Annotated in this window: 12 protein-coding genes; 4 read left to right on the top strand and 8 right to left on the bottom strand. The window is 71.1% G+C overall.

Going from position 1 to position 12,461, the window contains the following annotated elements; translation table 11 throughout:
- Positions 1-13: 13 nt before the first annotated feature.
- Together VN520_RS15855 and VN520_RS15850 are read right to left on the bottom strand one after the other, a co-directional pair.
- Positions 14-847, bottom strand: coding sequence for a type VII secretion system-associated protein (locus VN520_RS15855; protein ID WP_325747563.1), 834 nt, complete (start codon positions 845-847; stop codon positions 14-16).
- 711 nt (positions 848-1,558) lie between these two features.
- A complete protein-coding gene (locus VN520_RS15850) occupies positions 1,559-3,367 on the bottom strand; it encodes an NAD(P)/FAD-dependent oxidoreductase (protein WP_325747562.1) in 1,809 nt (602 codons plus the stop codon).
- A gap of 211 nt (positions 3,368-3,578) precedes the next feature.
- Between VN520_RS15850 and VN520_RS15845 the strand changes: the two genes are divergently transcribed.
- Complete coding sequence (locus VN520_RS15845; protein WP_325747561.1) at positions 3,579-4,601, top strand: SMP-30/gluconolactonase/LRE family protein; 1,023 nt, start codon at positions 3,579-3,581, stop codon at positions 4,599-4,601.
- Positions 4,602-4,616: 15 nt separating this feature from the next.
- Here VN520_RS15845 and VN520_RS15840 read toward each other — a convergent pair whose 3' ends face one another.
- From VN520_RS15840 to VN520_RS15830, 3 genes are all read right to left on the bottom strand, one after another.
- A complete protein-coding gene (locus VN520_RS15840) occupies positions 4,617-5,207 on the bottom strand; it encodes a helix-turn-helix domain-containing protein (protein WP_325747560.1) in 591 nt (196 codons plus the stop codon).
- Between the two features lie 100 nt (positions 5,208-5,307).
- Positions 5,308-6,924: an NAD(P)/FAD-dependent oxidoreductase gene (locus VN520_RS15835; protein WP_325747559.1), complete on the bottom strand. Its 1,617-nt coding sequence runs from the start codon at positions 6,922-6,924 to the stop codon at positions 5,308-5,310.
- A 28-nt stretch (positions 6,925-6,952) separates the two neighbouring features.
- Positions 6,953-7,444: an SRPBCC family protein gene (locus VN520_RS15830; RefSeq protein ID WP_325747558.1), complete on the bottom strand. Its 492-nt coding sequence runs from the start codon at positions 7,442-7,444 to the stop codon at positions 6,953-6,955.
- A 573-nt stretch (positions 7,445-8,017) separates the two neighbouring features.
- Between VN520_RS15830 and VN520_RS15825 the strand changes: the two genes are divergently transcribed.
- Complete coding sequence (locus VN520_RS15825) at positions 8,018-8,146, top strand: LPFR motif small protein (protein ID WP_280118781.1); 129 nt, start codon at positions 8,018-8,020, stop codon at positions 8,144-8,146.
- Positions 8,147-8,226: 80 nt separating this feature from the next.
- On the opposite strand, the gene VN520_RS15820 is transcribed toward VN520_RS15825, so the two are convergent.
- Positions 8,227-8,661, bottom strand: a complete 435-nt coding sequence (locus VN520_RS15820) for a DUF2267 domain-containing protein (RefSeq protein WP_325747557.1) — start codon at positions 8,659-8,661, stop codon at positions 8,227-8,229.
- A gap of 336 nt (positions 8,662-8,997) precedes the next feature.
- Positions 8,998-9,432, bottom strand: a complete 435-nt coding sequence (locus VN520_RS15815) for an Hsp20/alpha crystallin family protein (protein WP_325747556.1) — start codon at positions 9,430-9,432, stop codon at positions 8,998-9,000.
- A gap of 125 nt (positions 9,433-9,557) precedes the next feature.
- On the opposite strand from VN520_RS15815, the gene VN520_RS15810 reads away from it, so the two are divergent.
- Together VN520_RS15810 and VN520_RS15805 are read left to right on the top strand one after the other, a co-directional pair.
- Complete coding sequence (locus VN520_RS15810; RefSeq protein ID WP_325747555.1) at positions 9,558-10,208, top strand: type III effector protein; 651 nt, start codon at positions 9,558-9,560, stop codon at positions 10,206-10,208.
- A 280-nt stretch (positions 10,209-10,488) separates the two neighbouring features.
- Complete coding sequence (locus tag VN520_RS15805; protein WP_325747554.1) at positions 10,489-11,127, top strand: DNA starvation/stationary phase protection protein; 639 nt, start codon at positions 10,489-10,491, stop codon at positions 11,125-11,127.
- Between the two features lie 104 nt (positions 11,128-11,231).
- Here VN520_RS15805 and VN520_RS15800 read toward each other — a convergent pair.
- A partial coding sequence (locus tag VN520_RS15800) for a catalase (protein WP_325747553.1) occupies positions 11,232-12,461 on the bottom strand: 1,230 nt, incomplete at its 5' end.

Here is a 12,461-nt window from a genome sequence, read left to right as displayed (position 1 = left end):
TGGGGTGAACGCGTCACGGGGTCCTCCCTGAGTTGAGGGGCCAAGGATCGGATGAGCTGTCGGTACGGTCCGCGGAAGACGTCGAGGCCGGGGCGCCGGGACGGTCCGCCGCGCCGGCGGGGGCACCAGGGTCTTCCTCGGCCGCGGCCTCCTCTGCGGGCGCCCTCTCGTCGTCCGCGGCGCGCACCGGGCCGGGAAGGCTGTCCGCCGGGACGAGCAGGGGAGCCGCCGCGCCGGCGTTGACCATCAGCATGGTGCCGGAACCTCCCAGTGAGCGGGCCAGTTCCCGTGCCGCCACGGTGTCATGGTGAAGTGCCGCGGACATGAACTCGTGTGCGGGTGAGGTGAACAACAGGGTCACCGGGGCCCCGTCCCGGCCGACGGCAGTGAGCGGCCCGCCGTCCGGCCCGCGCACCACGGTGACCTCCGCCTCCGCGAGTGCCGCGAGTGCCGCCTCCACCGAGCCGTAACCGGTGGCGGCTCGCTGCGCCGCCGCGTCCACCGGGTCGGTGGGCTCCGGCCAGCCGAGGACCCTCGCCGAGGGCCGGTACTCCGGGTTGGCGCGGTACTCCCCCAGGCTGCCGCTCCCGTCCGACTGCCACTCCCCCAGCACCGCCCACTCCGGCGGGGTCCGCGCCTCGGTCCACTCCGGGTCCACCACCCCGATCCAGTGCCCTGGCGCCCGGCGGGCCGCAGCTCTCACGGCCTCGGGTATCGGTAGCGCGGAGGTGCCGGCGTCCTCGGTGCCGTCGGAGACGGGCGACCCGGGGCCGGCGGCCGGGGAGGACGTACCGGGAATGACGAACGGGGCGGCGTCTGTGCCGACTTGCCCTTCTCCGGGCCGCATCTCCACCTGAACTCTTGTTTCTGTACGAACTCTCGGGCGCCGGACGACATGCGCGCACGCCGATAACGATCAGATCGGGGAGTCAACAGGATGTCATACGAGTCCCCGCCGTGGGAGCTCGCGAAAGATCCGTTTCGGCCACCCGAGCGCCCGTTTGCTGCCCGTACAGTGAACTTTCCGGGAGCAGTGAGGCGCCAGGGGACAAAACGACAAGGGCGTCCGGGTGAGGGATCGGCTGTCGCCCCGTCGACGGGTCACGCTGGGTATGCATCGATTTCTTCGGCGTACAGCGCCTTCCGGCCCGGACGTCCCGGCCGAGGCCGTACGGGTACACCTCGCGGCGGGGAGAGGCGCGGGGCCGGCCGCCGCCCCGGGTCACGCGGAATTCGCCGACGGGGAACGGGCCGGCCCCCTCGACGCGGCGCTCGCCCGCACCCGCGGGGCTCCCGGCGTTCGTCCGGACCGATCGCTGCCCACCGGCGGATCCGCCACCGAGGAGAAGTGACCCCATGTCCTCCCAGCGTCCCGCCCCCGGCGGCGGCCGTCCCCGGTGTACCGGATACCGGGGCCCCGTCCGCCCCGGCCGAGGAGACACCGGGCTCCGCCGCCTTTCCCGGGACGGAGTCCGGCACCGCCCCGGCGGAGCATCGGCGTGGCGAGGACCACCGGGACGGCGCCGACCGACAAGGCCTCGCTTCCGGGCGGGAAACCCTAGGCACCCATGGAAGACCTGCTTTGAAGGATGTCGACGACGGACTCCTCACGCCATCGCTTCAGGAGCTCGTGGAAGGCGAACGCACCGTGCGGGTAGGCGATCGGGCCGTTCGGCCGGCCGCGCCCCTCGCGGTTGTAGTACCCGGGGGTGCACTCGGCGTGGAACCACTCGTGGTCGGGGGCACCCTCGGCCAGAACGGCGATCCAGGCGTCCTCGGCCTCGCGGGAGGGTTCGATGAGAGCGCCCTTGGCCTCGGCGGCTGCCACCAGGGCGGCGGCGTGGACGGCCTGTTCGTCCAGGATGTGCGTGAAGTTGACACTGCTGGCGTTCTGCAGGGATCCCATCTGGATCAGGTTGGGGAAGCCGTTGCTGGTGAACCCGTGCAGGGTGCGCGGGCCCTGCTTCGCCCAGGCGTGCAGCAGTTGGGTGCCGCCCCGGCCGTGGACGGGGAGCTTGCCGGAGAGGATGCCGGAGGTCCCCACGGAGAACCCTGTGGCGAAGATCAGGCAGTCGAGTTCGTAGGTGGTGTCGCCGACCACGACGCCGTTCTCGGTGATGCGCTCGATGCCGTGGGTGTCCGCGGTGTCCACCAGGGTGACGTTGTCCCGGTTGAACGCCGGGTAGTACTTGTCGGAGAAGGTGGGGCGCTTGCAGGCGTAGCGGTACCAGGGTTTGAGAGCCTCCGCGGTGTCCGGGTCGGTGACGGTCTGCTCGACACGGGCACGGAGCTCGTTCATCTTCGCGGCGTCGGCGACTTCGTAGGCGGCTTCGAATGCCGTGCGGTCGCCCTGCCGGCGGAAGCTCGGCAGGAGCTTCTCCAGAAGATCCGCCGACGCGGTCCAGCGGTCGGCCACCAGGTCCTGTTCGACCGGCTCACCGGAGACGATACGGAGGTAGTTCTCCCGGCGCTCGTGGGCCCAGCCGTCGCGGTCGGCGCCGACGTCCGCGGCGGTGGTACGGCAGTTGGCGCGCACGTCCACGGTGGAGGGGGTGCGCTGGAAGACGTAGACGTGCCCGGCGTCCTCGGCCAGCATGGGAATGACCTGGATGCCGGTGGCTCCGGTGCCGACGATGCCCACCCGCTTCTGCGAGAGGCCGGTCATGCCACCGTCCGCCGTGCCGCCGGTGTAGGCGTAGTCCCACCGCGACGTGTGGAAGGTGTGGCCCGCGAAGTCCTCGATGCCGGGTATCCCGGGAAGCTTCGGCTCGGAGAGGGTGCCGGTGGCGGTGACGACGTAGGTGGCCCGGAAGGCGTCACCCCGGTCGGTGGCCACGATCCATGTCTCGGTCGCCTCGTCCCAGTTCAGCGAGGTGACCGCGGTGGAGAACAGTGCATCCGGGTAGAGGCCGGACTGTTCGGCGATCCGTACTGCGTGGCGGCGGATCTCCTCGCCGGGGGCGTACTTCCACTCCGGCACGTAGCCGGTCTCGTCGAGCATCGGGAGGTACACGTGCGACTCGATGTCGCAGTGGATGCCCGGGTAGCGGTTCCAGTACCAGGTGCCCCCGAAGTCACCGCCCTTCTCGACGATCCGGACGCTCTCGACGCCCTGCTGCCGCATCCGCGCCCCGGCGAGGATGCCTCCGAAGCCACCTCCGATCACAGCGACGTCCACGGTGTCCCGCAGCGGCTCACGCCCGACCGGCTCCCCGGCGTAGGGGTCGGCGGCGTAGTAGCCGAACTCGGCATCGGTGTCGCGGTACTGGCGGGCGCCGTCGGGGCGGACACGCCGTTCACGTTCGAAGCGGTAGCGCTGCCGCAGCGCACCGAGCCCGTCGGGGGGCGTCACCTGGGAGGTTGTCATGGGGGGGCCTCGATCCTGCCTGTCGGGCCGCCCCGGAGCGAGCGGCCATCCGCTACGGTAACAACTACCGGACAACGCTGTCCGGTTGCGATGCGGGAGGCAGTGCGATTTTCGGCCGGCGCACACCCGCGCCCGGGCGGGCGCACCCGACCGCACGTGCACCCCGGCCGACGCCCCGCCGTACCAGGCGGAACAGGAAGAGTGATTCCCCATGCGACGACGACGCCCGATCCGGACCCTGGCCGCGCTCACCGCGGTCGGCACCCTGGCCCTCGCCGGATGCGGCACGGACACCCGTGCCTCCCGTGACGGGGCGGTTTCCGCGGGGGCGGACAGGACTCTCCGCGCGCACAAGGTCATGCAGCTGACACAGGTACACGAGGAAACCGGGATGACCCTGCTGGAGGGCCCGGTCTTCGACGAGCAGGGCAACCTGATCGTCGTCGACGTCACCGCCCCCGCAGGCAAGCCCAAGGTGCTGCGGGTCGACGTCCGGAAGAAGACGTCCCGGGCGCTCCACACCGACGGCCGGGGTGCCTACACCTCGGCGCAGTTCAGTCCGTACGACGGGCGGCTCTACCTGACCGACTACGCCCACGGCGAGATCGTGAGCCTGGCCCCGGACGGCAGCGGTCTGCGGACCTTCTTCTCCGGCGAGGTCGAAGGGGCGCAGATGAATCCCGACGACATCGCCTTCGACGAGGCGGGCAATCTGTACGTCAGTGACTCACGCGGGCTGTCCGAGGGTGCGGCGCAGGGACGCGTGGTGCGGATCGACCGCGACGGCGGGAAGGCCACGGTCCTGGCGGAGGACCTGGCCGCGACGAACGGGATCTCCTTCGACGCGGACCACCTCGGGCTGTGGATCAGCGAGCTCACCCGGAACCGGATCTCCTACCTCCGTCTCGACGGCGAGGGAGGGGTGACGTCCAGGCACACAGCCATCCGCGTCGACGGCGGGCTCGCCCAGACCGACTCGATCGCTGTGGACGCCGACGGCAACCTCTACCAGGCACTGCACGGCCGGGCGGCCATGGCCGTGTACGACAAGCACGGAGAACGCCTGGCGACGGTCGAGGTACCCGCCCGCACCGAAGGGCTCGAATCAGCGACGAACGTGGCGATCACGCCCGGCGGGACCAAGGCGTACATGACCGTCAGCGGCTCAGCCGGAGGCTATCTGTACACCTTCGACGCGCTGGCGCAAGGTACCCGGCAGTCCAACGGAGGCTGACACGGCTCCCCGGACTCACCCGTCGAAGGGCTGGACCGGTCCCACCTCGACGCCCAGCAGCCGCCAGGCGGCCAGCGCTCGGCGCTCCCGCTCCTCACGGGTGGGGCCGGTGACGGCTCCGGAGACCATGGCGACCGCCAGCATCAGGTCGTCCGCCCCGCCCAGCCGGTGCCCCTCCGGCAGGCAGCCACGCAGGCAGCGCTCGACCCGCTCGGACAGGGCCGTGGCGTGCGCACGGACGGCGGAGCGACCGCGTGCCGCATCAGCGTGCAGGAGCCCGATGAAAGCCGCTGACTCCGTGGAGTGCCAGGTCACCACGCCGAGAACGGAGGCCAGGGTCGCGTCCTGGGCTGCGGCCGCCTGCTCGATCTGCTGCACGTTCTCCTCCAGAACCGCGGCCGCCACAGCGGCCCGGTCGGGGAAATGCCGGTACAGGACGCCCTGCCCGACCCCGGCCCGGCGCGCGATCGCGGAGAGCGGGGCGTCGAGACCGTCCGCCGCGTAGATCTCCCGGGCGGCGGTGATCAGAGCGGCCCGGTTGCGTACGGCAGCCTTCGGTCCGTCGTTCGCCGGCCGCCGCTCGTCCGGCATGGGGTGCTGCATCACCCCGGAAGGGTACCGGCCACGGGCACACAGGCCCGCGTCCACCGCTGGATGAGAGACCGTACCGTCTGTCCCCGCCCTCGGACGGCTCTGCGGCTGCGGGTCACTCCTCGGGGACCTGCCCGGCGCGGACACTCCAGGGGATCCGGACCGCCCGGGAGCGGTGATTGCGTCCGCGCAGTGCTGCCCGGGCCGCGTTGGCACCGGGGGCGCCGTGCACACCGCCGCCGGGATGTGCGGACGCCGAAGCGAGGAACAGGCCCTTCACCGGCGTCTCGGGCCGGCCGGTGCCCGGCATGGGCCGGAACACCAGCTGCTGGTGGGCGGCCGCGGTGCCTCCGTTGATCGCTCCGCCGTGGAGGTTGGCGTCCATGGCCTCGAGCGTCGGCGGCGCGAGAAGGCGGCGGGACCTGATGAGCGAGCGGAAACCCGGTGCCCAGCGTTCGACCTCGTTCTCCATGCGATCCGCCATGGCTTCCTGCTCCCGCCTGTCCCAGCGCCCGGTCAGCGCGTCCTCACCCGCGTCACCCTTGATCCGGTGCGGGACGTGCGTGTAGGCCCAGGCCGATTCGGTGCCGGCCGGTGAGCGCGTCGCGTCAGCCGTGGTCATCTGCCCGAAGAGGAGGAAGGGACGGTCCGGCACCTGCCCCGTCGCGATCTGCGCGGCGAAGCGGGTCAGGCCGTCGACCCCGTCGGCCAGGTGGACCGTCCCCGCCGTGGAGGCCTCCTCAGCGGTCCAGGGCACCGGGCCGTCGAGCGCCCAGTCGACCTTGAAGGTGGCGAAGTCCCACTGGAAACGGCGCAGATCGCCCAGCACACGGCCCGGGAGATGCCGTGCGTCGACCAGTTCGCCGAACAGCGCGGGTGCGGACACGTCGGCGAGCACGGCACGGGCGGCCGGCACGGCCTCACCCTTCGCCGTGCGTACGCCCACGGCCCGTCCGCCGCGTACGACGATCTCGCTCACGCGCTCCCCGCAGCGGACCGCTCCGCCGTGCCGTTCGAGCCGCCGTACCAGGGCTCCCGTGAACGCGCCGGCGCCGCCCACCGGAACCGGGAAACCGTAGGTCTGTCCGAGCATGGACATCAGCCAGCCGAAGCCTCCGCTCCCCGCCGCCTCGGGGCCGAGGTCCGCGTGCAGCGCGTTGCCCGCGAGCAGCAGCCTTCCGGCCTCGCCGCGGAACTCCTCCTCCCCCAGGCGGCGGACGGGCAGCAGCAGGGACCGTGCCAGCCGGAGGCCCCCTGCTGTCCGGAGCCTGGCGGCGGCGCGGAGGGACGAACGCACCGGCGGGAAGGGCGTGAAGAGAGCACCCAGGATGTCGGGGCCGAGGCGGTTCCACGTGGCGTGCAGGCCGAGCCAGGCGGCCCCGTCGCCGGACGCGAAGGAGTCCAGGCCCGCCGCCGTCTGCGCGGCCCCTTGCTCGAGCACGGCGCACCGGCCGTCCGGCAGCGGGTGCGCGAGCACCCGCGGGGCACGGCTCCAGCTGAGCCCGTCCTCCTCCAGCTCCAGGCCGGCGACCACCGGGGAGGCTGCGGCGAGCGGATAGAAGGCGCTGAAGAGGTCGCTGACGAACTCGGGGTCGACACCCCGGTCGCTGCGGACCGCACCGCCCGGCTCGGGCTGCGCCTCCAGAACCTCGACGCTCCAGCCCGCGTCGGCGAGCAGATTGGCCGCGACGAGACCGTTGGGCCCCGCACCGATGACCACCGCGTCCGGCATTGTTACCTCCTGGTGTTCTGGTGGGCCGCTACCGCGGGCTCTCGGGCCGCAGCTGGGCCCTCTGCCGGAGCGGTTCGCGCGTACGAGCGGCGGTTTTCTCCACGACGTCCGCCAAACGGGCCAGCATGCTGCGGTGACGCAGTTGGATCAGCGCGTCCGCCACCGAGTTGTGCAGAAAACCGGCAGGCCCCCGCAGGGGGTGTTCATCGATGATCACCAGGGCGTCCTCCCCCCAGGGCCGGATCTCGACGGCGATCCGCGCCGTGCCGAGCCGCCCGCTGTCCGCCTCCAGTTCCAGCACCCCGGGCGCTTCGCAGCGCCGGACGACGGTGCGTCCCGAGACCGACCACCACCCCAGCCTCACGGTGTACGTGATGCTGGAGCCGACCTGCGGCCATTCACCTTCCGCCGGCCGGGACTCGGACGTGCCGACCACCCAGTCGCCGTAGAGCGTGGCATCCGCGAGAACAGCCCAGACGTCCTCCACGGAACGTGCGATCAACCGGTTCCGTACTGCCATCGGCCCTCCAGCCCCTCGTGGGATGCGCTCGCCACGAGTACCCGGCCTGCCCGGTCCCATTCGTATCTCACTCTCGCAGGCGCCCGGAGGATTCGCCGCCTGCGGGACACCGGGCCCGGCCAGGGCCCCAGGAATTGCCCGGCGGAACGTACGCATTCCGCGCAGGAGGCCGAGTGGTGAAGCACGGCGAAGGAAGGAGGTCATCGCCCGGCTGCTCGGTGTGTCCGTCGGCACCGCGATGTCCGTGCCGCTTCTGCCACCGCACACGCCCGACGTGCGGGGCGCGAGTGGCCCCGGGCACCGGGCGGGTCTCGTGGTCCGGGCCCGCCCCGCCGCCTCCGGAGCTCTGCGGAGCGTCGAGGGAATTGCCGCCGTCGGCCGTACGCATTACGTAAGGTGGCTGCGTACGCCGCATCTTCCGCGAGGGCCGGAATTCTTTCGGCGGCTGCGGCCCCCTCATCATTCGTCGCCGAAGGACATGAGTTTCCTCGGATCGCGGCCGGGTACGAGCCTGATGAACGCCCCATCGCGGCTTTGTCAGCGCCGCGGTGGCACCGAAAAGGAGGAATTCACATGCTGAAGGCGATCGCGGACGTGATTCGTTCCATCGGCGGGGCCATCGCCACCGTCGTCACCTTGCCCTTCCGCGCTGTCGCACGGCTCTTCGGCGGTGCCTCCGACACCGCCCACGGTCACCACTGATCAGCATCACCTCCCCGGCCCAGGCCGGCTCTTCGAGCCGGCCTGGGCTTCGTGTGTGCTCCCCTGTCCCTGCCGGGCGATCAAGCGGCCTGGACGAGTTCTGCGCGGCCGAACAGCAGGGCATAACCGGAGGGGAGCTCGGCGAGGATGCGGTCCAGCGGACCGGAGCCGGCCAGGCGGGCCACGGGGGCGAGGACGGCCCCGGCGTCCCAGCGTGCGGTGGCGGGCGTGCCGCCCGTGCGCACCGCGAGGTCCTTGACGAAACCCCAGCCGGTGAGCGGGCCGGGGTCACGGACCTGGGCGGTGAGGGTGAGGGCGGCCTCGGCGGGAAGGCAGGCGGCGAGGCCGGCGCGTCCGTCCTCCGAGAGCTGGCGGCCGAGGGCGGCCAGCACCGCGTGGGTGACGGTCTCGGCTCGTTCACGCGTCGGGTACGCACCCTCGTACCTGATTGTTTCCAGCATCTGGTCGAACGTCACGCCCGCTGTGGCGCGGGACTGTTCACGCAGGGAGCGCATCGTTGAAATGCCTTTCTCGCCGGATGGCGGCTGCTGCGGTTGCCGGGTGAGCGACGGCCGGCAGCCGCACGGTCGATCTTGAAGAGGGAATTCTGCGACTGAGTGCGCCACGGGTCGCCGGAAGAACGCCCGGAGGGAGCCCAAGCGGGGCGCACAGGTGGGGGCTCCGTGACATGCCGCCGCAGTGTGAGCACGCTGCGGGGAGCGCGTCACACTGCGGGGCGGAGCGGGAGCCGGGGGCGGAGCGGCCGACCGGAGGCGGAGGTCACCCACCGCACGCGGTGCCGAGCGCGGAGTGTGGGTGCCCCCACGTCCGCCCGGTGGACACCGCCCGGCTCAGGTGCCGATCTGCTTGTGGGTGGCTTCTCCGCCGATGGCGATCTTCCGGGGCTTGGCACGCTCGGCGATCGGGATCCGCAGGGTCAGCACCCCCGCGTCGTAATCCGCCCTGATGCGCTCGGTGTCCAGGGTGTCAGCCAGGACCAGCTGGCGGGAGAAAACACCCAGCGGCCGTTCGGCGAGCTCCACCTGCACGTCATCATCCACCGCGACGGGCCGGCGCTCCGCCTTGACGGTGAGCATGTTCCGTTCCACGTCGATGTCGATCGCGTCCTTCGCGACACCGGGCAGGTCGAGGGCGATCACATACTCGTCACCCTCGCGCCAGGCGTCCATCGGCATGGCCGAGGGCTTGGACCAGGTACCGGACACTCCGGTCAACTGCTGGGCGATGCGGTCGAGTTCGCGGAACGGATCAGTGCGCATCAACATGTCGAACACCTCCACTGGTCGGGCAGAAACTGCCAATGCGCTTCGTCTGACACCGTTGTACCATGTCATCCAAACGATGACAACTACAGTGTCGTCCGAAGGGTGACACCCGTGAAGGGGCCTCCATGAACACATCCCGACCCGGCGAGCCCGCATCCTTCGCCGCAGCCGCCACAGCGCTGAACGCCATCGACGCGGCCGTCCGCACCGCCCAGACACCAGTGCCCGGCGCAGAAGACCTCCACGACGGGCAGGCCGACTCCGAGCAGGCACTGGCGGCCCTGCTCCTGCTGCGCCAGCTGCGCGACCGGCTGGCCGGATGGGAGCCGGGGCTGATCGAAGCGGCCCGTGCCGCAGGCACCAGCTGGGCCGACCTCGCCCAGCCCCTCGGCGTCGCCAGCCGCCAGGCCGCCGAACGCCGTTATCTGCGCGTACGCCCCGGCACCCCCGGCACCACCGGTGAACAACGCGTACAGGCCACCCGCGACCACCGCGCCGCCGACCGCACCGTCACCGCCTGGGCCCGCGACAACGCAGCCGACCTGCGTCAGCTCGCCGGCCAGATCACCGCCCTGACCGACCTCCCCACGGCCCCGGCCACCCGGCTCGCCGCCGCCCTGGCAGACAACGACCCCGCCGACCTCATCGGCCCGCTGGCCGACACCCACACACACCTGACGGCCGATCACCCGGACCTCGCAGCGCGCGTCGACACCCTCACCCGCCACACCCGCAAACTCCGCCAGGACAGCAACGACCAACGGACCGCGACCTGACACCAGCGGCCCGCACGGCGGCAGGGGACGCGGCATCACGGTCCGGGCGCCGGCTGGCCGGACCTGAGGAACGTCTCCCTGCGGACGCCAGCCCCTCGGGCCGGCTCCGACGCCACAGGCGCCGTAGGGGCGGTGCGGGAAGAAAGCCGTCGCTGTCGCGGCCGTCCGCCGGGATTTTCCGCAGGGCCGGTCAAGTGGTTTCGGCACGGGCATGCGTGACTTCCGGAGTTCCGGTGGCAGATGAATGGCGGCAGACCGTCCCATTCATTGCAGGAGCATCATGTCCCCTCAGAGTTCCACCCCGCGCTACACCGTTCCCGGGCTCAGCACCAGGGAAGGCGGGCAGATGATCGAATTGTTGAGTATGCGTCTGCACTCACTCAACGACCTGGCTCTCACCCTGAAGCACATCCACTGGAATGTGACCGGCCCCCACTTCATCGCCGTGCACGAAATGCTCGACCCGCAGACCCTGGCGGTCCGGGACATGGCGGACGCGGCCGCCGAGCGCATCTCCGCTCTGGGCGGAGTGCCCCGCGGTACCGCGGGCGCGCTGGTCGCCGAGCGCACCTGGGACGACTACAGCGTGGGCAGAGCTGACGCGATCGCCCACCTCGGAGCACTCGACCTCGTCTACACGGGCATCATCGAGGACCACCGGAAGGCCGCCGCGAAGGCGGGATCCGTCGACCCGGTCACCGAGGACCTGCTCATCGAGCACCTCCGTTCCCTGGAACAGTTCCAGTGGTTCGTCCGTGCCCACCTGGAGAGCAGCTCCGGGGCTCTCACCACCGCTGACGCCGGCAGTGAGACGCAGGCCGCAGCGGCGGCCGGGCCGTCCCGCACGGCTGCGGCGAAGAAGACGGCCGGTACCAAGCGCGCGGCCAGGAAGGCCACCTCCGCCAAGCGCACCCGGTGACGCCGGAGGGCTGCGGAGCGGGCGGGCCAAGGAAGTGACGACTCCCGGGGGCCGGGCCCACGAGTGGTCCTCGTGGGCCCGGCCCCCGGAGGGCGGGTCCAGGGTCAGCGGGTGACCTTGTGGCGCTTGTTGGGGACGCAGTGGGTCATCGTGAGCCCGGTGACGTCGCGCGGCGGGTTGTCGCCGAGGCGGGCAAGCCTCTTGCGTTCGTCGTCGTCGAGGTTCTGGGTGGGCAGCGGTGACAGGTGCGCGACGTCCCCGGGGCCGATGCCCAGGCCCTCACCGACGCGCCGGCCGAGTTCGCTGTCCGCCATCAGGCAGTGCCAGATCATGCGTTCCTGGACCGGGCGGGTGCACTGGGCGAACAGATCGGTGAAGTTCTTGACCAGGTCGTCACGCTCCCATTCCTCCAGCAGCTGGTAGCGCTGGCCGGCCTGCAGGTAGTCGTTCGTGCGCGGAATGCGGGCCCGGGTGAGCCGGCCCTGGATCTCCGGTCCCTGCTCCTCGTGCGCCGGATACCGGCCCTCCTGGAGGCCGCCGGTGATCGACGGTTCGTAGTTGACCTCCGGATTCTCACCCGCGTGGCCGTTGTCGTACGCCATCAGGCCGTCCCGCTGGTTGGTGGCTACGCGTGCGTGCTTGGCCTGGTTGACGGGGAGCTGGAGGTAGTTCGGACCCACTCGGTAGCGCTGTGTGTCGCTGTACGAGAACGTCCGGCCGACCAGCATCTTGTCGTCCGAGAAGTCGAGCCCGTCGACCAGCACACCGGTTCCGAAGGACACCTGCTCGTTCTCGGCGAAGTAGTTGTCCGGAACCCTGTTCAGGACCATGCGTCCCACCGGCCGGGGCGGGAAGTCCTGCTCGGGCCAGGTCTTCGTGTCGTCCAGCGGGTCGAAGTCCAGCTCGGGGTGTTCGTCGTCGGACATCATCTGGACGACGAGCTCCCACTCGGGGAAGTCCCCGCGGCCGATCGCCTCGTAGAGGTCCTTCGTCGCGTGCCCCAGTTCGGTGGCCTGGACGTTCGCCGCGTCCTCCTCGGTCATGCTGCTGACGCCCTGCTTGGGCATCCAGTGGTACTTGACCAGCACCGTCCCGCCCTCGTTGTTCACCCACTTGTAGGTGTTGACCCCGAAGCCCTGCATGTGGCGGTAGTCCGCCGGGATGCCGCGCGGGCTGAACAGGTTCACCAGCATGTGCATGCTCTCCGGGGTCTGCGACATGAAGTCGAAGATCCGGGCCGGCTTCTGCTCGTGGCTGACGGGGTCCGGCTTGAGCGCGTGGATCACGTCGGGGAACTTGATGGCGTCCCGGATGAAGAAGACCCCGAGGTTGTT

Origin of the sequence: Streptomyces sp., from assembly GCF_035563135.1 — a bacterium.
Lineage (GTDB): Bacteria > Actinomycetota > Actinomycetes > Streptomycetales > Streptomycetaceae > Streptomyces.
Note: the sequence above shows the minus strand (reverse complement) of the source record. Positions and strands in the feature narration are given on the sequence as shown.